Origin of the sequence: Streptomyces sp. NBC_01428 (assembly GCF_036231965.1) — a bacterium.
GTDB lineage: Bacteria > Actinomycetota > Actinomycetes > Streptomycetales > Streptomycetaceae > Streptomyces.
The window spans coordinates 4,030,770-4,049,653 of record NZ_CP109499.1; the positions used below are offsets into that span (position 1 = coordinate 4,030,770).

The window sequence follows — 18,884 nt, forward strand, 5'->3', positions numbered from 1 at the left end:
TTCACAGGAGCCCTTGAGAGGCTCGTCGAGTTACTTGACCTCGACGGAGGCGCCGGCGCCCTTGAGGGACTCGGCAGCCTTCTCGGCGGCCTCCTTGGCGACCTTCTCGAGGACCGGCTTCGGAGCGCCGTCGACGAGGTCCTTGGCCTCCTTCAGACCCAGCGAGGTGAGCTCACGCACGACCTTGATGACCTGGATCTTCTTCTCGCCGGCACCCGTGAGGATGACGTCGAACTCGTCCTGCTCCTCAGCGGCCTCGGCGGCGGCGGCGGGGCCGGCCGGGGCAGCGGCGACCGCGGCGGCGGCGGTGACGTCGAACTTCTCCTCGAAGGCCTTCACGAACTCGGAGAGCTCGATGAGGGTGAGGTTCTCGAACTGCGCGAGCAGCTCTTCCTGGGACAGCTTCGCCATGATGGCGTCCTTCCACTCATTCGGCAGGTGCCGGTATGTACTGGTGAGGCGGGCGTACGTTCGGCCCGCTGCGACCGTCGCCTCAGGCGGCGGTCAATGCGCGAGCCGAATTACTCGGCACCGCCCTGCTCGGCCTGCTTGGCACGAAGCGCCTCCGCGGTGCGGACGAACTTCGAGGGGAGCGCCTGGAAGAGCTGAGCAGTCTGCGTCTGCTTGCCCTTGAAGGCACCCGCCAGCTTGGCGAGCAGAACCTCGCGGGACTCGAGGTCCGCAAGCTTCTTGATCTCGTCGGCGGACAGCGCCTTGCCGTCAAGGACACCGCCCTTGATGACGAGGTTCGGGTTGTCCTTGGCGAAGTCACGAAGACCCTTCGCCGACGTCACCGGGTCACCGGTGATGAAGGCGACCGCCGTCGGACCGTTGAAAAGGTCGTCGAGCGTAGAGATCCCGGCCTCGTTGGCCGCAATCTTGGTCAGCGTGTTCTTCACCACGGCGTACTGGGCGTCTTCACCGAGCGAACGACGCAGCGTCTTGAGCTGCGCCACGGTGAGACCCCGGTACTCGGTCAGCACAGCGGCGTTCGAGCTGCGGAACTGGTCCGCGAGCTCGGCTACCGCGGCAGCCTTGTCGGGCCTTGCCATAAGCGTGGCCTCCTTCCGGGTGATGAGGACCGCTCAGAAGGGGCCGACAAAACAAAACGCCCCGGCGCAAGCGCACGGGGCGTAGCTCTACCGGATGATCCGCACGCGTGGCAGCGGGTTCCGGGAACATATTCCACGAACACCTACGCGGGTCGTCCGCAGTTTCAGCGGATCCTTCGGCCACCACGCCCTCTTGCGAGAACGAGGCAACGACCAGCGGTCTTTGGCTTCTCGTGGAGAGTACGTGAAACGAACTCCGCGAAGCAAATCCGGCCGAACGGCCCAGTGACACCGGGCGCCGGCCGGACCCGCCCACGCGGATCAGCCCGCCTGGGCGCCCTTCATCATCTCGGCGAGATCGGCGGTGTCCTTGGCCGGCGGGGCCTTCACGGTCACCGGCTTGTTGTAGTCGAGGAAGGTGACGGTCATGTCGAGCGGACCCTTGTCGGCGGTCCCCCGCATGCGGAACTGCTTGGTGCGGCTCTCGCCGTCGATCCAGGCGTCCATCGTGAACCCGTCGAGGCCCATCTTCTCGTACTGCTCGAGGCTCTTCTCGCGCTGCTCGCGGGTGGCCTTCTTCTCGCCCTTCAGCGTCTTGCGGAGGCCGGCGAGGGTGATCGACCCCTTGTAGTGCGTGGTCTTCACGCCCTCGACGGTCTCGGTGCCGACCTTCTTCACGTTCTTCGAGCCGGTGAGGAAGGTGGACTCGGCCGCCGGGTTCTTGTCGGCCTCGCCGCCGCCGAGCTGGTCAGCGTTCATTCCCTTGTCGGCGCCGAGCGCGGACATGTCGAACTTGATCCAGCTCTTGCCGTCCATCTCCTTGGCGGCCTGCGCGCCGCCGCCTATGTACATCGCGCCGTCCACCAGGCGCATCTCGACCGGGCCGTCGGCGCCCGAGCCCGCGGCCGTCATCTTCATGCTCATGGCCAGCGGCTTCATGCTCATCGACGCCTCGGCGGTGACCTTCCCCTCCTCCGGGACCGTGCCGGCCATCCGGTAGTGCAGGGAGGTGATGTCGTCGGTGTTCTTCGCCGCCTTCGCCACGGCCGCGGCGGGCGACATCTCCGGCGACTGGTCGGTGCCCTGGGAACAGGCCACCGCTCCCCCGCCCAGGACCAGGGCCGCGAGGGCCGCGCCGGTCGCTCCGCGTCGTACCGAGGTGTGCACAGCAGGTCTCATGATTCCCCCCAGGAAACAGATGAGTGATTCACAGATTCAGATGCGGCATGAACATACCTGAGGGCTCGGACAAGATCCTCAGAGTTTCCGGCGCCCCGGACGGCGGGCGCGCTGCCGCGCGAGACCGCCTCCGGACCGCTGCGCGGGCGGACCGGAGGCGTGGCCTCCGGAGGTCAGGACGTGGCGCCTCCGGCGGCTCCCTGGGCCTTCAGGAGGTCCTTGAAGTCGGCGGTGTCGGAGGTCGGGGGCTTCTCGGCGGAGACCTTCGTCCCGTAGTCGCTGTAGTACGCCGTCGACGTCATGGTGCCGCTCGTCAGCTCGCCCTTCTCGACCTTCTTGACGAGCAGGTCGTCGCCGTCCACCCAGATGTCGACCTTCTCGGTGCTGACGCCGGCCGTGGTGAGCTGCTTCTTGAGATCGGCGAGCTGGCCGGCGCTGAGGTGGGACGACCTGGTCGCGAGGTCGGCCACGTCGACCGTGCCGGAGTAGTGCGTGGTCCGCCGGCCGCGCACGGTCTCCGGGCCGACCTTCCGTACGTCCCCGGAGGCGAGCAGGAGCTTCACCGACTGGTTCGGCGTGGTGTTCTGCATCTGGTCCTTCAGATACGCGCCCGAGCTGCCGCCGAACTGGGCGAGGTCGTCGTACGCGTACCGGATCCAGTGCTTGCCGCCCGACTGCCGGGCGAACGTGTCGCTCATCCGCGCGTAGTACGCGTCGGAGAGATACCGCGCCTGCATCGAGGTGCTGCCGGTCCGCCGCATGGTGTCGGCGAGCGTGCCACCCGTGTAGGTGATGGTCATCGTGCCGGTGAGGCCGTCCGCCCAGCCCATGACGCCGTCGGCCTTCATGTCCATCAGCGTGCCCATGGACGTCGTGGACTCGACCTTCGCGGAGTCCGCGCCGTCGGTGGACCGCTCCGCCGAGCGGAGCGCCGCTATGGGGCTCAGGCGGGTGGTGCCCTTGTGGACCGCCTTGTCGTCCTTGCCGGAACTCCCGGACACATCCGAGGAGTTGCAGGCGGTCAGGCCCCCGAGCGCGGCGGTCAGCGCGATCGAGAGGCTCACCCTGCGCACGATGGTGCTCTTCATTCGTCCCCACCCCTGTGTGATTCCTGTGACCGCACGCTAGCGCGGGCCACTGACGCACGTGTCCGGAATCCCGCCGGGCGCTCGCCGCGGAAGGGCTCCGGACATGAGGACGGGCCCCGCACCTCGAAAGGTTGCGGGGCCCGTCTCAGATTCGCGTGCGCGACGCGGTCACCGGGGTGAGCGGAGGGCTCAGACGGCGGCCGGGTCCTCCTCGACGAGGAGGTTGCGGGTGCGGTTGGGGTCGACCGGGACGCCGGGGCCGATCGTCGAGCTGAGAGCGGCCTTCTTGATGTAGCGACCCTTGGCGGCCGACGGCTTCAGACGAAGGATCTCGTCGAGGGCGGCGCCGTAGTTCTCCACCAGCTGGGTGTCGTCGAAGGACACCTTGCCGATGATGAAGTGCAGGTTCGAGTGCTTGTCGACGCGGAACTCGATCTTGCCACCCTTGATCTCGGTGACAGCCTTGGCGACGTCGGGGGTCACGGTGCCGGTCTTGGGGTTCGGCATGAGACCACGGGGACCGAGCACGCGGCCGAGGCGGCCGACCTTGCCCATGAGGTCCGGGGTGGCGACGACGGCGTCGAAGTCCAGACGGCCCTTCGCGACCTCGTCGATCAGTTCGTCGGAGCCGACGATGTCGGCGCCAGCGGCCTCCGCGGCCGCAGCACGGTCACCGGTCGCGAAGACCAGGACCCGGGCGGTCTTGCCGGTGCCGTGCGGCAGGTTCACGGTGCCACGGACCATCTGGTCGGCCTTGCGCGGGTCGACACCCAGGCGGAAGGCGACCTCGACGGTGCCGTCGAACTTGCTCGTGGAGGTCTCCTTGGCGAGACGGACGGCCTCGAGCGGGGCGTAGAGCTTCTCCCGGTCGATCTTGGCGTCCGCAGCGCGGAGAGACTTGCTGCGCTTGCTCACTACTGCTCCTGATGTGTTCTGAGGAGTCGTGGTGTGGGCCGAGCAGGCCCTGCCACGTGCGGCCGGAGCCGCAGATTTCCTACGAAGGTGGGTGTCAGCCCTCGACCGTGATGCCCATGGAACGGGCGGTGCCGGCGATGATCTTCGACGCGGCGTCCAGGTCGTTGGCGTTGAGGTCGGGCATCTTGGTCGTGGCGATCTCACGGACCTGCGCCTGGCTGATCTTGGCGACCTTGGTCTTGTGGGGCTCGCCGGAGCCCTTCTCGACACCCGCGGCCTTGAGGATCATCTTGGCGGCCGGCGGAGTCTTGGTGATGAAGGTGAAGGAGCGGTCCTCGTAGACCGTGATCTCCACCGGGATCACCCAGCCACGCTGCGACTCGGTCGCGGCGTTGTAGGCCTTGCAGAACTCCATGATGTTGACGCCGTGCTGACCCAGCGCGGGGCCGACCGGCGGGGCCGGGTTCGCCGCACCGGCGTTGATCTGGAGCTTGATGAGCCCCGTGACCTTCTTCTTCTTGGGAGGCATTCCGGGTCCTCTTTCGTTTTCGCCTTCCTACGTCCGAGTCGCCCCGGACGGCTGCCCCCAGTCGGACCAATGATCCGGATGGAGGCATACCGCACAACGATAACGGGTATCCATGCGCGGCTAAAAACCGAGCAGGTCAGACAGGCTGCGAGAGCCCGTCTGACCTGTTCGGAAGACGTACGTCCAGAAGCTGCTAGTTCTTCTGGATCTGGTCGAAGGAGAGCTCGACCGGAGTCTCGCGACCGAAGATCTCGACGAGGCCCTTGACCTTCTTCGAGTCGGCGTTGATCTCGTTGATCGTGGCCTGCAGCGTGGCGAACGGGCCGTCGGTGACGGTGACCGAGTCGCCGACCTCGAAGTCCAGGACCTGGACCTCGACCTTGCGCTGCGGCGCGGGCTTGCCCTCGGCCTCGGCAGCCTCGCGGGCCGCCTTCTCCTCGGCCTCCGGAGCGAGCATCTTGACGATCTCGTCCAGGGTCAGCGGGTACGGGTCGTAGGCGTTGCCCACGAAGCCGGTGACGCCGGGGGTGTTGCGAACGACGCCCCAGGACTCGTTCGTCAGGTCCATGCGGACCAGGACGTAGCCCGGGAGCTTGTTCTGCTTGATGGTCTTGCGCTCGCCGTTCTTGATCTGCGCGACTTCTTCCTGCGGCACCTCGGCCTGGAAGATGAAGTCCTCGACGTTCAGCGAGACGGCACGCTGCTCGAGGTTGGTCTTCACGCGGTTCTCGTAACCGGCGTACGTGTGGATGACGTACCACTCGCCGGGGAGCGTGCGCAGCTCCTCGCGCAGGGCGGTCACGGGGTCGACGGGCTCGGCCTCTTCTTCGGCCTCGGCCTCGGCGGCTTCCTCGGACTCGTCGGCGGCGACGGCCTCGGCGGGCACGTCCTCGTCCGCGACGTCCTCACCGGACTCGTCCTCGACGTGCAGGGCCGCGTCCTCGGCGGGCTCGCCGGCGGCGGCATCGGCAGCCTCGAACTCGTCCACGACGTCCGCTCCCTCGACGACCTCGAGTTCGTCGTCAACGGACTCGACCGACTCGGAGGCGTCGTTCAGGTTCGGGTCAGACACGGTGGCTGCTTCTTCCTGGATACATGGGGGTGGAACGCGCGAAAGGGGCGCCGGTGACGGCGCCCTTCGCTCTCGGCTCAGCCGAAGACGTACTTGGCGGCGTGGTTGAGCCCATAGTCAATCACGGTCACCAGGCCGATCATGATGACGACGAAGACAATCACCACGGTGGTGTACGTCGTGAGCTGGTTGCGAGTCGGCCAGACGACCTTGCGGAGCTCCGCGACGATCTGGCGGTAGAAGGTGGCAAGGCGCTTCAGCGGGCCCTTCTTGGCACGCTTACCGCCCTTGCGGGGCTTCTTGGACTCGGGCGCCTCGGCATCAGGCATGTCGATGGAGCCCACGGCGTCCGTCACTCGTCCTCACCTGATTCCGGGTCGTGGCCGTGCCGCGCCCGGTTGAGCCGCACGGCGGTGCAATGCAGTACGTACATGCGCACACATCCTGGCGAAAGGTGTGTGAAGCAGGGCCGGAGGGACTTGAACCCCCAACCGCTGGTTTTGGAGACCAGTGCTCTACCAATTGAGCTACGACCCTTTGATTTCCCCCAACGTACCGCATCCGCCCGGGTGCTCGGTGGCATCGGTTGGGTGCGGCCGGTGAAGGCCAACGAGGTGAGAGTGTACGTGCTCCTGAGCCGGGCGTCGAACAGAAAGTGTCCGCACGTGCCGCCTCCGCTGAAGATCCACTGGTGGGGCCCGGAGAAGCGGACGGATGTTCTGTCGCTGTTCAGTCTGTGAAACCCGCGTGCCGGGGGCGTTTCCGGTCTGAAACGATGGGTGCCATGAGCGCTGCAACCCCTCCCACCGAGCGCCGGGTCTCCGCCCGAGTCGGCTCGATCTCCGAGTCCGCCACTCTCGCCGTGGACGCCAAGGCCAAGGCCCTCAAGGCCGCCGGACGTCCGGTGATCGGCTTCGGCGCCGGTGAGCCGGACTTCCCGACCCCCGACTACATCGTGCAGGCGGCCATCGAAGCCTGCTCGAACCCCAAGTACCACCGCTACACCCCGGCCGGCGGGCTCCCCGAGCTGAAGGCCGCCATCGCCGCGAAGACCCTGCGCGACTCGGGCTACGAGGTGGAGGCCGCCCAGGTCCTCGTCACCAACGGCGGCAAGCAGGCCATCTACGAGGCCTTCGCCGCGATCCTCGACCCGGGCGACGAGGTCATCGTCCCCGCGCCGTACTGGACGACCTACCCGGAGTCCATCCGTCTCGCCGGCGGTGTCCCGGTGGACGTCGTCGCCGACGAGACCACCGGCTACCGCGTCTCGGTCGAGCAGCTGGAGGCCGCCCGCACCGAGAACACCAAGGTGCTGCTCTTCGTCTCGCCGTCCAACCCGACGGGCGCGGTCTACACCCGCGAGCAGATCGAGGAGATCGGCCGCTGGGCCGCCGAGAAGGGCCTGTGGGTCCTGACCGACGAGATCTACGAGCACCTGGTCTACGGCGACGCGGAGTTCCACTCCCTGCCCGTCGTGGTGCCCGAGCTGCGCGACAAGTGCATCGTCGTGAACGGCGTCGCCAAGACGTACGCGATGACCGGCTGGCGTGTGGGCTGGGTCATCGGCCCGAAGGACGTCATCAAGGCCGCGACCAACCTGCAGTCGCACGCCACGTCCAACGTCTCGAACGTGGCCCAGGTCGCCGCGCTCGCCGCCGTCTCGGGCGACCTCACGGCCGTCGCGAAGATGCGCGAGGCCTTCGACCGCCGCCGCAAGACCATCGTCCGCATGCTGAACGAGATCGACGGCGTGCTCTGCCCCGAGCCCGAGGGCGCGTTCTACGCGTACCCGTCGGTGAAGGCACTGCTCGGCAAGGAGATCCGCGGCAAGCGCCCCGCGGACACGGTCGAGCTGGCCGCGCTGATCCTGGAGGAGGCCGAGGTCGCGGTCGTCCCGGGCGAGGCCTTCGGTACGCCGGGCTACCTGCGGCTGTCGTACGCCCTGGGTGACGAGGACCTCGTCGAGGGCGTCAGCCGGATCCAGAAGCTGCTCGCCGAGGCGACGGCCTGACACCTCCCTCGTCCGCCGGTGCCCCTGGGAGCACCGGCGGACACCACGCTCCACGCGCACGTGCGGGGGCCGACCACCCACCCGGTGGCCGGCCCCCGTTTCTTCGTTCGGGCAAGCCCCCGATCAGGGAAAGCGCTACCGGCACGCCATCCGCGTGCGGCAAGATCCTGGGATGGAGCGCGTACGTGATGTAAGTGAACTGCCGAAGGCCCATCTGCACCTGCACTTCACCGGGTCGATGCGGTCCACGACCCTGCTGGAACTGGCCGACAAGTACGGCGTACGACTGCCGGACGCGCTGACCAGCGGGGAACCGCCGAAGCTGCGGGCGACCGACGAGCGCGGCTGGTTCCGCTTCCAGCGCCTGTACGACGCCGCCCGGTCCTGCCTGAGAGAGCCCGAGGACATCCAGCGGCTGGTCCGCGAGGCCGCCGAGGAGGACATCAAGGACGGCTCCGGGTGGCTGGAGATCCAGGTCGACCCGACGTCGTACGCCCCCCGGCTCGGCGGTCTGATCCCGGCCCTGGAGGTCATCCTCGACGCGGTCGACTCGGCCGTGCGGGACACCGGGCTCGGGATGCGCGTCCTGGTGGCCGCGAACCGGATGAAGCACCCGCTGGACGCCCGGACGCTGGCCCGGCTCGCCGTGCGGTACGCGGACCGCGGGATCGTCGGCTTCGGGCTCTCCAACGACGAACGGCGGGGCATGGCGCGGGACTTCGACCGCGCCTTCGCGATCGCGCGGGAGGGCGGGCTGCTCGCCGCGCCGCACGGCGGGGAGCTGACCGGGCCCGCCTCCGTCCGCGACTGCCTGGACGACCTGCACGCCTCCCGGATCGGCCACGGGGTGCGGGCCGCCGAGGACCCCCGTCTGCTGAAGCGTCTGGCCGACCGCGGAGTGACCTGTGAGGTCTGCCCCGCGTCGAACGTCGCACTGGGCGTCTACGAGAAGGCGGCCGACGTACCCCTGAGGACTCTGTTCGAAGCGGGGGTCCCGATGGCCCTCGGCGCCGACGACCCGCTGCTCTTCGGATCACGGCTCGCCGCCCAGTACGAGATCGCGCGGCGCCACCACGCCTTCACGGACGCGGAGCTGGCCGAGCTGGCCCGGCAGTCGATCCGCGCCTCGGCGGCACCGGAGGACATGCGCGCGAAGCTGCTGTCCGGCGTCGACGACTGGCTGACCTCCTAGATCGGCCGGGTCACCGGCCGACCGGCGCGATCCCGGTGAGCAGGGTGCGGGCGAGCCCCGGCGCGAAGGTGTCGAGCGGTGGGGCCGTGCCGTCCTGGGTCGCGTCGTAGGCGAAAGCGCGCTGCGCGCAGGCGCCGAGGAGGAGCGAGGCGGCGGCGTAGGTGTCGGCGCCGGGCTGGACCCGCCCGGCGTCCTGCTCCGCGCGCAGATACGCGGCGACACCCCGGATCGGCATGTGGGGCCCGGCTCCCATGGCCCGCATCGCCTCGTCGTGACGGCGCTTGAGCTGGGTCTCCGCGTACAGGGAGGCGGCGATCGGGAAGCTCTGCTCGTAGAAGAGGGCCGCCTGGCGGGCGATCGCGGTGAGGTTCTCCTCCAGGGAGTGCTGCTCCGGTTCGGCGGTCAGCCGCTCCAGCAGCGGGCCGAGCCGGGGCAGGCGCTCCTGCAGGACGCGGATGAACAGCTCTTCCTTGCTCGCGAAGTACTTGTAGAGGGCCGCTTCGGAACAGCCGGCCGCCTTCGCGATCTCCTTGGTGGTGGCACGGGAGAGTCCGAGGGTGAGCATGAGCTCGTGCGCCGCGTCGAGGATGCGGATCCTGGCCGGCTTCGACCGCTCGGGCTCGGCGGCGGATGTCTGCTGCATGGGGCCCAAGGATTCCACGGCGTGTCCTCGCGGGGTTGACGGGTGGGTGAGTACTTACTCACTCTAGAAGGAGCAGAGGTGAGTGAACACTCACCCACCTCACTCGTCCATCCCGTCCACCCGCTGGGAGCAGGTCATGAAACTCACCGTTCTCGGTGCCACCGGAGGCATCGGCCAGGAGATCGTCCGTCAGGCCCTGGGCTCGGGCCACCAGGTCACAGCCGTCGTGCGGGATCCCGCACGCCTCACGGTCACCGGCGCCGGTCTGGAGGTGTTCCGCACCGACCTCACCGACCCCGAGGCGCTGCGGCCCGCCGTCGCGGGCCGGGACGCGGTGCTGTCGGGTCTCGGCGCGCGCCGCCGCAAGGACGCCGGGGTCGCCTCACGGCTGACCCGTACGGTGCTGGGCGCCATGGAGGCGGAGCAGACCCGGCGGCTGCTGGTGGTCAGCGCGAGCCCGGTCGGCCCGGCGGCAGCGGAGGACGGGTTCGTCGACCGCGCCATGCGGGGGATGATCTCGTCGCTCCTGAAGGACGTGTACGCCGACCTGAGGGAGATGGAGGCCGCACTGGCCGCGAGCGCCACGGACTGGACCACCGTCCGCCCGCCCCGCCTCCAGGACAAGCCGGTGACCGGCTCCTACCGCACGGCCGTCGGCGGATTCCCGGCCCGGGGCCGCTTCATCGGACGCGCCGACGTGGCCCACGCGATGCTGGCGATGACCGACGACCCGGCGACGGTGAAGCAGGGCGTGGGCATCGCCTACTAGGCACCCCCGTGGGACCGCCGTCAGGAGACCGTCGCCGTCGGAGACCGTCGGCGGCAGCGAACCTCGGTGTCAGAGCGCCTCGGTGTCGGAGAGCCTTGGTGTCAGAGGCTGACGCCGACCGTGACCGGCTCGTTGACCAGGGTGATGCCGAAGGCGTCGTGGACTCCGGCGACGACTTCGCGGGCGAGCGCGAGGAGGTCCTCGGTGCTGGCCTCGCCCCGGTTGGTGAGGGCCAGCGTGTGCTTGGTCGAGATGCGGGCGGGGCCGGTTCCGTAGCCCTTGGTGAAGCCCGACTTGTCGATCAGCCAGGCCGCCGAGGTCTTGGTGTGACCCTCGCCGGCGGGATACGCGGGCGGCACGGCGTCGGCGCCGAGGCGCTCCCGCACGCGCGCGTGGAACGCGGCGAACGCCTCGTCGGTGAGGATCGGGTTCGTGAAGAACGACCCGGCGGACCAGGTGTCGTGGTCCTCGGGGTCGAGCACCATGCCCTTGCCGGCGCGCAGTTTCAGGACGGTCTCGCGGGCGTCGGCGAGGGGGACGCGGTCCCCGGGCTCGACACCGAGCGTGCGGGCGGTCTCGGCGTACTTGACCGGCGCCGAGAGGCCGTTCGCGTCCTCCAGTTCGAAGCGGACGCGCAGCACGACATGGCGGTCGGGGTCGGCCTTGAAGCGGCTGTGCCGGTACGAGAAGGCGCACTCGGCGTTGGTCAGCGTGACCGTCTCGCCCGTCTTCCGGTCGTAGGCGATCACTTCACTGATCGTCGACGACACTTCCTGGCCGTACGCGCCCACGTTCTGGATCGGGGTCGCGCCCGCGGAGCCGGGGATGCCGGCGAGGCACTCGATCCCGGCGAGCCCGGCCTCGACGGTGCGGGCGACCGCGTCGGTCCACACCTCGCCGGCGGCCAGCTCCAGCGTCGTGCCGTCGAGCGAGAAACCCTCCGTGGCGATGCGCAGAGCCGTGCCCGCGAAGCCCTTGTCGCCGATGACCAGGTTCGATCCACCGCCGATCAGCAGCAGCGGCGTACCGGCGGCGTCGGCCTCGCGCACGGCGGCGACCACCTCGGCGTCGGTCGTGGCGGTGATCAGCCGGGCGGCCGGGCCGCCGAGCCGGAAGGTGGTCAGCGGGGCGAGCGGGGCATCGTGGAGTTCCAGCACGGGGCCAAGACTACGAGAAGGGTCGGGAGCCCCCGGCCACCGGTGCGCGCCGGACGGCCGTGCCGGAGCCGCGGCGCCCCGGCACCGCACGCCACGGCGAACGGCCCCGCCGTCGGGCGGGGCCGTTCCGTCGTGCCGGGGAGACGTTCCGGGTGTCAGCGGGCGGCGGTCTCCAGGGCGCCGGTCTCCGCCCGGGCGGCACCGGTCCGAACCGTCTCGGCCCGGTCCGCTTCGGGAGCGGGCGCCGGTGTCCCACTCGTCTCGGCGCGTTCCGGGCGTCCGGCGCTCGGGATGGCCAGCGCGGCGAGACCCGCGAGACCCACCACCACGGCGCCGACGACCAGTGCCGGCCGCAGTCCGTCGATGAAGCTCTCTGGCGTCGCGTAGCCGCCCTGCGCCGAGAAGATCGAGGACATGACCGCGATACCGAGCGCACCGCCCACCTCGCGCAGCGCGTTGTTGGCTCCGGAGGCGATGCCCTGCTCCTGCGGCCGGACGCTGGACATGACCAGGTTGGACGCGGGGGCGAAGTAGAGGGACATCCCGATGCCGCTGATGATCAGCGCGGGCAGCTGCGCCGCGTACGAGGCGTCGGCGGCGACCACGGAGGCGTAGTAGGCGAGCCCGGCGGCCTGGAGGAAGAGCCCGGTCGCCACGACGGGACGGCCGCCGACGCGGTCGGAGAGGTAGCCGGCGATGGGTGCGACCAGCATCGGCATCCCGGTCCAGGGGAGCATCCGCAGGCCCGCCTCGGTCGGCGAGTAGCCGAGCACACCCTGCATGTACTGGCTGAGCAGGAAGATCGAGCCGAACATCCCGAGGAACATCAGCAGGCTGGCCGCGTTGATCCCGGCGAAGGCGCGGGAGCGGAAGAGCCGCATCGGGAGCATCGCGTTCCTGGCGCGGCTGCCGTGCAGGACGAACCCGGCGAGCAGCGCGGCACCCGCGAACAGGGCGGTCAGCACGAACGGGCTGGTCCATCCCTCGGCGGGCCCGCGGACCAGGCCGTAGACGATCCCGAAGAGGCCGCCGCTGGCGAGCAGGGTGCCGGGGAAGTCCAGCGGGTTGCCGTTGCCGAACGACTCCGACAGCCGCAGCCGGGCGAGCGGGAGGACGGCGAGCCCCAGCGGGACGTTCAGCCAGAAGATCCAGTGCCAGGACACGTGTTCGGTGAGGCTGCCGCCGATGAGGGGTCCGGAGGCGACCGCGAGTCCGTTCACCGCGCCCCATATCCCGTACGCCATCCCGCGCCGTGCGGCGGGAACCGCCGCGGTCAGCAGGGTGAGGGTCAGCGGCATCATGATCGCGGCGCCGACGCCCTGGACGGCCCGGGCGGCGATCAGGGAGTCGATGCCGGGAGCCATGGCCGCGGCGGCGGAGGCGCCGGTGAAGATGCTGAGGCCGACGAGGAAGAGCCGCCGGCGGCCGAACCGGTCACCGAGGGCCGCGCCGAACATCAGCAGGACGGCGAAGGTGAGCGTGTAGGCGCTCACGGTCCATTCCAGGTCGTCCAGCGCTCCCCCGAGGTCCTTGCGGATCGAGGGCAGGGCGGTGGTGACCACGAGGTTGTCGAGGGCCGCCATGAATCCGGCCACGCTGGTGATGACGAGGGCCCAGCCGGCGCCGCCGCGCCGCTTGTCCGGCGCCCCGGACGCCTTCTCCGTCGATGTCCCGGCCGGACCGCCCGGCCCGCCCTGTTCCGCCGGCCGGTCCTGCTCCGCCGATCGGTCCTGCTCCGCCGGTCCGTTCCGGTCCGTCCGTGCCGTCCGCTGTGTCATCGCTCCCCCAGAGGATGATGTGGATCATTGGTTAGTTATTGATGACTAACTTCTGCGGGCAGAAAAAAGCGCGGAACTCCGCCCTCCCCCGGCCCTACTTCTCCAGCCGGCCCGTGACCCGCGCCGACGGATACAGCCCTTCCCAGACCCGGTGCTCGGGCGGGAACCCCATCGACACCAGGCAGTTGATGAGCATGCCGTACGCCATGAACGTCGCCGTGTCGTCGACCTGCGCGCCGAGCGGCACGTGCACCGTGTCCCACAGCCGCATCCAGCCGGCCCGCACCGCTTCGCCGAGCTCGTGGTCGCCGGCCTCCTCGGCCGCCGCCACCGCGACGTACATCTGCATCTGCATGAGCAGCCGCTCCGGGTGCTCCGCGATGACCTTCACATAGGCGTTCGCCATGGAGTGCAGGGCTTCCTCGCCCTCCAGACCTTCGGAGGCCTCCTCCATCGTCTGCCGCGCGAGGTCCATGCACCGCTCGGCGGCCGCCAGGAAGATCGCCTTCTTGCCCGGGAAGAGCCGGAAGAGATACGGCTGCGAGACACCCACACGCTTGGCGATCGCCTCGGTGGACGTGCCGTAGTAGCCGCCCCGGGCGAACTCGCTCATCGCCGCGCGGACGACGCTCTCGCGCCTCTCTCCTGCGCTCATCCTGACCATGCGGCTAAGTTAGTACTCAATCACTAACTACGTCAAGAGACGGGGAACCGGCGGGTGCCGGAGACAGGTAAGGGGCGTCCGCAATGGGCGGACGCCCCTTACCCGGGCCTCGAAGCGGGCCTCGATCTTGCGCCGCGGGTTGCCGCTCAGGCCAGTCGTACGACCGCGCGGGACATCCCGAGGACCTTCTGGCCCGCGCTCGTCGCCGTGAGGTCGACGCGCACGGTGTTGTCGTCGAGCTTGGCGCCGATCTTGGCGCTGACCTCGATGGTGGCGCCCTTGTCGTCGTTCGGGACGACGACGGGCTTGGTGAACCGCACGCCGTACTCGACGACCGCGCCCGGGTCGCCGACCCAGTCGGTGACGACGCGGACGGCCTCGGCCATGGTGAACATGCCGTGCGCGATCACGTCGGGGAGACCCACCTCGACGGCGAACTTCTCGTTCCAGTGGATCGGATTGAAGTCCCCGGAGGCGCCCGCGTACTGGACGAGCGTGGCACGGGTCACGGAGAAGGTCCCGGCCGGCAGCTCGGTGCCGACCTCGACGTCCGCGTAAGAGATCTTCGCCGCCATGTCAGCCCACCTCCGCCGCGCGCGCCACAAGCTTCGTGACCGCTGTCACGACGTGCTCGCCCGCCTCGTCGTGGACCTCGCCACGGATGTCCAGGATGTCGTTGCCCGCGAGGGACTTGATCGACTCGATGGTCGAGGTGACCGTCAGCCGGTCGCCGGCGCGCACGGGCCGGGTGTACGCGAACTTCTGGTCACCGTGCACCACCCGGCTGTAGTCGAGGCCCAGTTGCGGGTCCTGGACGACCTGCCCGGCGGCCTTGAACGTGATGGCGAACACGAAGGTCGGCGGGGCGATCACGTCAGGGTGTCCGAGCGCTCGCGCGGCCTCGGGGTCCGTGTACGCGGGGTTACCGTCGCCGACGGCCTCCGCGAACTCGCGGATCTTCTCCCGGCCGACCTCGTAGGGGTCGGTGGGCGGGTAGGACCGCCCCACGAAGGACTGGTCGAGCGCCATGGGCTCGGCACCTCCTGGTTGTCTTCGCTGTATGACGCCGGGTCCACCGCGGACCCGGAAGAGCCGGGCCGCCGCGGACTCCGGTGCCCCGGATCCGTGCCGGACACGGTTGCACAACGACGCGAGGCCGCCCCCCGCGAAGGGGACGGCCTCGTGTACGAGCCTGAATTATCGCGTTTCGCGGTGCGCGGTGTGCGCATTGCAACGCGGGCAGTGCTTCTTCATCTCCAGTCGGTCCGGGTCGTTACGCCGGTTCTTCTTGGTGATGTAGTTCCGCTCCTTGCACTCCACGCAGGCCAGCGTGATCTTCGGGCGGACGTCGGTGGCAGCCACAGGAGTGCTCCTTGACGAACGGATGGGACATTAATGCATAGAAGAGTAGCCGATCGAAGGACCGACCCCGCAATCGGCTACTGTCAGTAGCGGTGACCGGACTTGAACCGGTGACACAGCGATTATGAGCCGCTTGCTCTACCGACTGAGCTACACCGCTTTGATGAGATCGGCCCCCGCCTTGCGACGGGAACCTCTCACACCAGAGCCCCAATACGGAATCGAACCGTAGACCTTCTCCTTACCATGGAGACGCTCTACCGACTGAGCTATTGGGGCGAGCGATGAAGACATTACACGGTCGCCCGCCGATCGCCCAAATCCGTTTCGCGGCACCCGCCCCGGCCTGTTCCCCGCTGTTCGCCCGGCCGTTCCCGGGACCTCTCAAGCACCCCTGGCGGCCCACGGATCACACGCGGTGACGAGGGCGTGACGAGGTCTCCCGAGGCCGTCCCGGCGCAGCCTGAGCCCCGCCGGTCCCGTCGCGCGCGCCGTGTCGCCGAACTCCCGCCCAGGTCCGGTCCGGTGCGGTCCTGCCTGGTCAACCACGCGCCGACGGACCACACCGGTACGACTATTGCGCTCCTCCCCGACGTTGACGGGTCGCCACCCTAGGCTCGACTCACGCTGCGTGATCTTGTGTCCCCTCGTTCCGCAGCCGTCCCTCCCGCAGCCGCCCTCGAGCCCAGGAGCGCGATGCCCGACCGACAGCAGCAGCCGCCCCCCTCCTCGTCGGGACAGACCGACACCTCAGCGCTGCTGCTGTGCGGAGCGCGCCTCACCGACGGCCGGTCCGTGGACGTACGGCTGGGCGGCGGGCGGATCGAGGCGGTCGGGACCGCCGGAAGCCTGGCGGGCGCCTCCGGGGCCCTCGCCGCGAAGGTGGACCTGGACGGCTATCTCCTCCTGCCGGCGCCCGCGGAGGCCCACGCGCACAGCGACACCGCCCTGACGGCCGACGGCGACGGCCCGCTCGCCTACGACGACCAGGAGATCCAGCGCCGGGCCACCGAGGCCGCCCTGCTGCAACTGGGGCACGGCGCCACGGCGTTGCGCTCCCACGTGCGCGTCGGCGACGTACAGGGGCTGGACGCGCTGGCGGCGGTCCTCCAGGTGCGGCGGTCGCTGCGGGGCCTCGCGGAACTGACCACGGTGGCGATGCCCCGGCTGCTGACCGGGGCGGCCGGGGCCGACGGGCTGGCGATGCTGCGGGACGCCCTGAAGATGGGCGCTTCCGTGGTGGGCGGCTGCCCGGACGCCGACCCCGATCCCACCGGGTACGTGGAGGCGGTCCTGGAGCTCGCCTCCGAACACGGCTGCCCGGTCGACCTGCACACGGACGCCGCCGACCCCGCGCGGCTCGCCCGGCTCGCGGCCATGGCGGGCGGGCTGCGGCCGGGCGTGACGCTCGGACCGTGCGGCGGGCTCGGCGGGCTGCCGACCGAGGTGGCGTCCCGCGCCGCGGACCAACTCGCCGCGGCCGGCGTGACGGTGGTGTGCCTGCCGCAGGGCGGCTGCGGCTCGGCCGACGTCCGCGCCACCGCTCCCGTACGGCTGCTGCGGTCGGCCGGCGTGCGCGTGGCGGCCGGCAGCGGCGCCCTGCGGGACGGGTCGAACCCGGTGGGCCGTGGCGACCCCCTGGAGGCCGCCTACTTGCTGGCCTCCCTCCACGGCCTGCGCCCCGAGGACGCCTACGAGGCGGTGAGTTGCGCCGCCCGGGCCGCTCTCGGGCTTCCGGAGGTGCGCGTGGAGGCGGGGTTCCCGGCCGAGTTGCTGGCCGTGCGCGGGGAGCGGCTCGACGGGGTGCTGTCCCTCGCGTACAGCCGGATCGTCGTGCACCGGGGGCGCGTGGTGGCGCGGACCAGCGCGGTGCGCGAGTACTGCAACTCGGCGTCCGCGTCGGGGCTCGACCTGCCGCGACAGGGGCGCGGGGGGCTCTCGTAGGACGCGATCCGGCCCGATCCGGCCTCGCCCGATCCGGCCTCGTGCCGATCCGGTCCACCCCGAGGCGGGACTCCGGCCGACCGCCTCCGCCCCACCGGCCTTCGGGGGCTTGCTGAGGCCGGTGGGGCGGAGGCGGTCGGCCGGAGACCGGTGGGGCGGAGGCCGGTGGGGCGGTTGCGGTGCGGGCTCGGCTCGCGCAGGTTGAGTGGGTTGGCGGGGTTCGCTCGTGCGGGTTGGTGGGGTTCGCGCGGGCAGGTTGAGCGAGTTGACGGGGGTCGCTCGCGCAGGTTGAGCGAGTTGACGGGCTCCGCTCGCGCGGGATGAGCGGGTTGCGGGGGTTCGCGCGGGCTCGGCTCGCGCGGGCGCTCTAGAGTTCGCCGCCGCCGAGCATGCCGCCGCCCAGTACTCCGGGGCCGACGCCGGGAAACGTGCCCGGCGGGAGTTCCGTGGCTCCCTTCGGCGCACGGACGTCTCCGGCCTCGGCGAGCTTCAGGACGAGGGGGAGCCTGCTGCCCTTGGGGCCGTCCGTGAGAGCGGCGAGGTCGATCCTGATCTGCCGGAGGTCGCCGTTCTTCAGGGTGAAGTCGACGGAGACCTTCTTGTCCGGGGCGTCCTTGAGGTCCTTCGCCGTGGGGAGTTCCATGCCCGCCGGAAGGTCGCCCTGGAGCGGCCGGAGTTTGGCGACGACGCCGGTGACCAGATCGCGGAAGTTGCCCGTGGCGACGACGTGCTCGACGCCGTCGGCCCCCTCCTTGGTACGGAAGGCGACCTTGCGGCCGATGACCGCGCCCACCGCGTCCAGGATCCTCTTCTGCGTCTTGGCGTCGATGTCACCAGGGCCGCCGGCGCCCTTGGGGCCGCCCGCGGACTTCTGCGCATCTTCCAGGGCCTTGGTGTCGATCTTCACCCAGTCGCCCTCGAAGACCTTCCGCATCTCCTTCTCGCCCGGCGGGAGATCGTCGGCGGAGGGCAGGGGGAAGCCCATCGTCCTGCCGAGGGCCTTCATGTCGGCGCGGTAGTACGTGAAGTCGCCGACGACACGGAACTCGGCCAGGACGCCGTCCGCTCCCGAGACCTTCAGGCTCGTTCCGAGAAGGTCCTTCTCGCCCGAATCCGCCAGCGGCTTCCTCGACTTGACCGAGACATCGACGTGCAGCGTGCTCAGGGCCTTCGCGGCCTCGGGCGGCAGCGCCTCGTCCGGGTCGGCGTCGCCGCCCAGCGCGCTGATCGCGGCTGCGTCGGCGTCCAGGTCCAACCGGAAGGAGAGGGACTTCTGTTCGCCGAGCCGGTCGACCGCGTGGTCCACCTTCTGACCGGCGGTGAGGTTCTCGACCGTGCCGCAGGCGGCCGCCGTGGCGAGGAGGGCGACGGTGCAGCCGGCCGCGGTCACGGTCTTGCGTATGGCGGTGATGGTGGTCTCCTCTACGACGCCGGGCGGGGCCGCCCGTCATCCTTCGTTCGCGTGTTCCGTCGTTCTCGACGTGACCACCGTGAGTCCGCCGCACCGGGCCATCGGCCCGTGCGGGCCG

General features: G+C 70.1%; 20 protein-coding genes and 3 tRNA genes. 4 read left to right on the plus strand and 19 right to left on the minus strand.

Going from position 1 to position 18,884, the window contains the following annotated elements; genetic code table 11:
* Positions 1-30: 30 nt before the first annotated feature.
* The 9 genes from rplL to OG406_RS17410 form a co-directional block, all read right to left on the minus strand.
* Positions 31-411, minus strand: a complete 381-nt coding sequence (gene rplL / locus OG406_RS17370) for a 50S ribosomal protein L7/L12 (RefSeq protein WP_164373165.1) — start codon at positions 409-411, stop codon at positions 31-33.
* A 110-nt stretch (positions 412-521) separates the two neighbouring features.
* Positions 522-1,052: a 50S ribosomal protein L10 gene (rplJ, locus tag OG406_RS17375; protein WP_164373166.1), complete on the minus strand. Its 531-nt coding sequence runs from the start codon at positions 1,050-1,052 to the stop codon at positions 522-524.
* Positions 1,053-1,373: 321 nt separating this feature from the next.
* The gene (locus tag OG406_RS17380; RefSeq protein WP_266849448.1) at positions 1,374-2,219 is read right to left on the minus strand and encodes a DUF1396 domain-containing protein; all 846 of its coding nucleotides are present in this window, start codon (positions 2,217-2,219) and stop codon (positions 1,374-1,376) included.
* Between the two features lie 185 nt (positions 2,220-2,404).
* Entirely contained in the window at positions 2,405-3,319 is a 915-nt protein-coding gene (locus tag OG406_RS17385; protein WP_329186541.1) for a hypothetical protein, read from the minus strand.
* A gap of 189 nt (positions 3,320-3,508) precedes the next feature.
* Positions 3,509-4,234, minus strand: coding sequence for a 50S ribosomal protein L1 (rplA, locus tag OG406_RS17390; RefSeq protein WP_081218866.1), 726 nt, complete (start codon positions 4,232-4,234; stop codon positions 3,509-3,511).
* 94 nt (positions 4,235-4,328) lie between these two features.
* A complete protein-coding gene (gene rplK / locus OG406_RS17395) occupies positions 4,329-4,763 on the minus strand; it encodes a 50S ribosomal protein L11 (RefSeq protein WP_164373168.1) in 435 nt (144 codons plus the stop codon).
* A 193-nt stretch (positions 4,764-4,956) separates the two neighbouring features.
* Positions 4,957-5,835: a transcription termination/antitermination protein NusG gene (nusG, locus tag OG406_RS17400; RefSeq protein WP_164373169.1), complete on the minus strand. Its 879-nt coding sequence runs from the start codon at positions 5,833-5,835 to the stop codon at positions 4,957-4,959.
* A gap of 77 nt (positions 5,836-5,912) precedes the next feature.
* Positions 5,913-6,191, minus strand: a complete 279-nt coding sequence (secE, locus tag OG406_RS17405) for a preprotein translocase subunit SecE (RefSeq protein WP_081218863.1) — start codon at positions 6,189-6,191, stop codon at positions 5,913-5,915.
* A 108-nt stretch (positions 6,192-6,299) separates the two neighbouring features.
* A tRNA-Trp gene (locus OG406_RS17410) sits at positions 6,300-6,372 on the minus strand.
* Positions 6,373-6,619: 247 nt separating this feature from the next.
* Here OG406_RS17410 and OG406_RS17415 point away from each other — a divergent pair.
* Both OG406_RS17415 and OG406_RS17420 read left to right on the plus strand, forming a co-directional pair.
* Complete coding sequence (locus tag OG406_RS17415; RefSeq protein ID WP_081218862.1) at positions 6,620-7,846, plus strand: pyridoxal phosphate-dependent aminotransferase; 1,227 nt, start codon at positions 6,620-6,622, stop codon at positions 7,844-7,846.
* Positions 7,847-8,018: 172 nt separating this feature from the next.
* Complete coding sequence (locus OG406_RS17420; RefSeq protein ID WP_081218861.1) at positions 8,019-9,038, plus strand: adenosine deaminase; 1,020 nt, start codon at positions 8,019-8,021, stop codon at positions 9,036-9,038.
* Positions 9,039-9,048: 10 nt separating this feature from the next.
* Here the strand turns inward: OG406_RS17420 and OG406_RS17425 are convergent, their stop codons facing one another.
* On the minus strand, positions 9,049-9,681 hold the full coding sequence (locus tag OG406_RS17425; RefSeq protein WP_267048298.1) for a TetR/AcrR family transcriptional regulator: 633 nt from the start codon (positions 9,679-9,681) through the stop codon (positions 9,049-9,051).
* Between the two features lie 136 nt (positions 9,682-9,817).
* Between OG406_RS17425 and OG406_RS17430 the strand changes: the two genes are divergently transcribed.
* Positions 9,818-10,450, plus strand: coding sequence for an NAD(P)-dependent oxidoreductase (locus tag OG406_RS17430; protein ID WP_266615773.1), 633 nt, complete (start codon positions 9,818-9,820; stop codon positions 10,448-10,450).
* A gap of 101 nt (positions 10,451-10,551) precedes the next feature.
* Here OG406_RS17430 and OG406_RS17435 read toward each other — a convergent pair whose 3' ends face one another.
* From OG406_RS17435 to OG406_RS17470, 8 genes are all read right to left on the minus strand, one after another.
* Positions 10,552-11,607: a UDP-N-acetylmuramate dehydrogenase gene (locus tag OG406_RS17435; protein WP_267048297.1), complete on the minus strand. Its 1,056-nt coding sequence runs from the start codon at positions 11,605-11,607 to the stop codon at positions 10,552-10,554.
* A 155-nt stretch (positions 11,608-11,762) separates the two neighbouring features.
* On the minus strand, positions 11,763-13,385 hold the full coding sequence (locus tag OG406_RS17440) for an MFS transporter (RefSeq protein ID WP_329186546.1): 1,623 nt from the start codon (positions 13,383-13,385) through the stop codon (positions 11,763-11,765).
* Between the two features lie 94 nt (positions 13,386-13,479).
* Entirely contained in the window at positions 13,480-14,049 is a 570-nt protein-coding gene (locus OG406_RS17445) for a TetR/AcrR family transcriptional regulator (protein ID WP_329186548.1), read from the minus strand.
* A 146-nt stretch (positions 14,050-14,195) separates the two neighbouring features.
* Positions 14,196-14,624 carry a MaoC family dehydratase gene (locus tag OG406_RS17450; RefSeq protein ID WP_266615768.1) on the minus strand — a complete coding sequence of 143 codons (429 nt, stop codon included), beginning with the start codon at positions 14,622-14,624 and terminating at the stop codon, positions 14,196-14,198.
* A gap of 1 nt (position 14,625) precedes the next feature.
* Complete coding sequence (locus OG406_RS17455) at positions 14,626-15,078, minus strand: MaoC family dehydratase N-terminal domain-containing protein (RefSeq protein ID WP_081218857.1); 453 nt, start codon at positions 15,076-15,078, stop codon at positions 14,626-14,628.
* Positions 15,079-15,246: 168 nt separating this feature from the next.
* Positions 15,247-15,411 carry a 50S ribosomal protein L33 gene (rpmG, locus tag OG406_RS17460; RefSeq protein WP_004571794.1) on the minus strand — a complete coding sequence of 55 codons (165 nt, stop codon included), beginning with the start codon at positions 15,409-15,411 and terminating at the stop codon, positions 15,247-15,249.
* Positions 15,412-15,498: 87 nt separating this feature from the next.
* Positions 15,499-15,571 (minus strand) — tRNA-Met (locus OG406_RS17465).
* 46 nt (positions 15,572-15,617) lie between these two features.
* A tRNA-Thr gene (locus OG406_RS17470) sits at positions 15,618-15,690 on the minus strand.
* Between the two features lie 417 nt (positions 15,691-16,107).
* Here OG406_RS17470 and OG406_RS17475 point away from each other — a divergent pair.
* Positions 16,108-17,355 (plus strand): amidohydrolase family protein, encoded by a 1,248-nt coding sequence (locus tag OG406_RS17475; RefSeq protein ID WP_327409148.1) that lies wholly within the window; start codon positions 16,108-16,110, stop codon positions 17,353-17,355.
* Between the two features lie 367 nt (positions 17,356-17,722).
* On the opposite strand, the gene OG406_RS17480 is transcribed toward OG406_RS17475, so the two are convergent.
* Entirely contained in the window at positions 17,723-18,745 is a 1,023-nt protein-coding gene (locus OG406_RS17480) for a hypothetical protein (protein ID WP_329186552.1), read from the minus strand.
* Positions 18,746-18,884 lie beyond the last annotated feature (139 nt).

Coding starts and splice junctions, on each gene's coding strand:
- rplL (WP_164373165.1), bottom strand. CDS start 411: ATGGCGAAGCTGTCCCAGGAAGAGCTGCTCGCGCAGTTCGAGAACCTC.
- rplJ (WP_164373166.1), bottom strand. CDS start 1,052: ATGGCAAGGCCCGACAAGGCTGCCGCGGTAGCCGAGCTCGCGGACCAG.
- OG406_RS17385 (WP_329186541.1), bottom strand. CDS start 3,319: ATGAAGAGCACCATCGTGCGCAGGGTGAGCCTCTCGATCGCGCTGACC.
- rplK (WP_164373168.1), bottom strand. CDS start 4,763: ATGCCTCCCAAGAAGAAGAAGGTCACGGGGCTCATCAAGCTCCAGATC.
- OG406_RS17415 (WP_081218862.1), top strand. CDS start 6,620: ATGAGCGCTGCAACCCCTCCCACCGAGCGCCGGGTCTCCGCCCGAGTC.
- OG406_RS17420 (WP_081218861.1), top strand. CDS start 8,019: ATGGAGCGCGTACGTGATGTAAGTGAACTGCCGAAGGCCCATCTGCAC.
- OG406_RS17425 (WP_267048298.1), bottom strand. CDS start 9,681: ATGCAGCAGACATCCGCCGCCGAGCCCGAGCGGTCGAAGCCGGCCAGG.
- OG406_RS17430 (WP_266615773.1), top strand. CDS start 9,818: ATGAAACTCACCGTTCTCGGTGCCACCGGAGGCATCGGCCAGGAGATC.
- OG406_RS17440 (WP_329186546.1), bottom strand. CDS start 13,385: ATGACACAGCGGACGGCACGGACGGACCGGAACGGACCGGCGGAGCAG.
- OG406_RS17445 (WP_329186548.1), bottom strand. CDS start 14,049: ATGGTCAGGATGAGCGCAGGAGAGAGGCGCGAGAGCGTCGTCCGCGCG.
- OG406_RS17450 (WP_266615768.1), bottom strand. CDS start 14,624: ATGGCGGCGAAGATCTCTTACGCGGACGTCGAGGTCGGCACCGAGCTG.
- OG406_RS17455 (WP_081218857.1), bottom strand. CDS start 15,078: ATGGCGCTCGACCAGTCCTTCGTGGGGCGGTCCTACCCGCCCACCGAC.
- OG406_RS17475 (WP_327409148.1), top strand. CDS start 16,108: ATGCCCGACCGACAGCAGCAGCCGCCCCCCTCCTCGTCGGGACAGACC.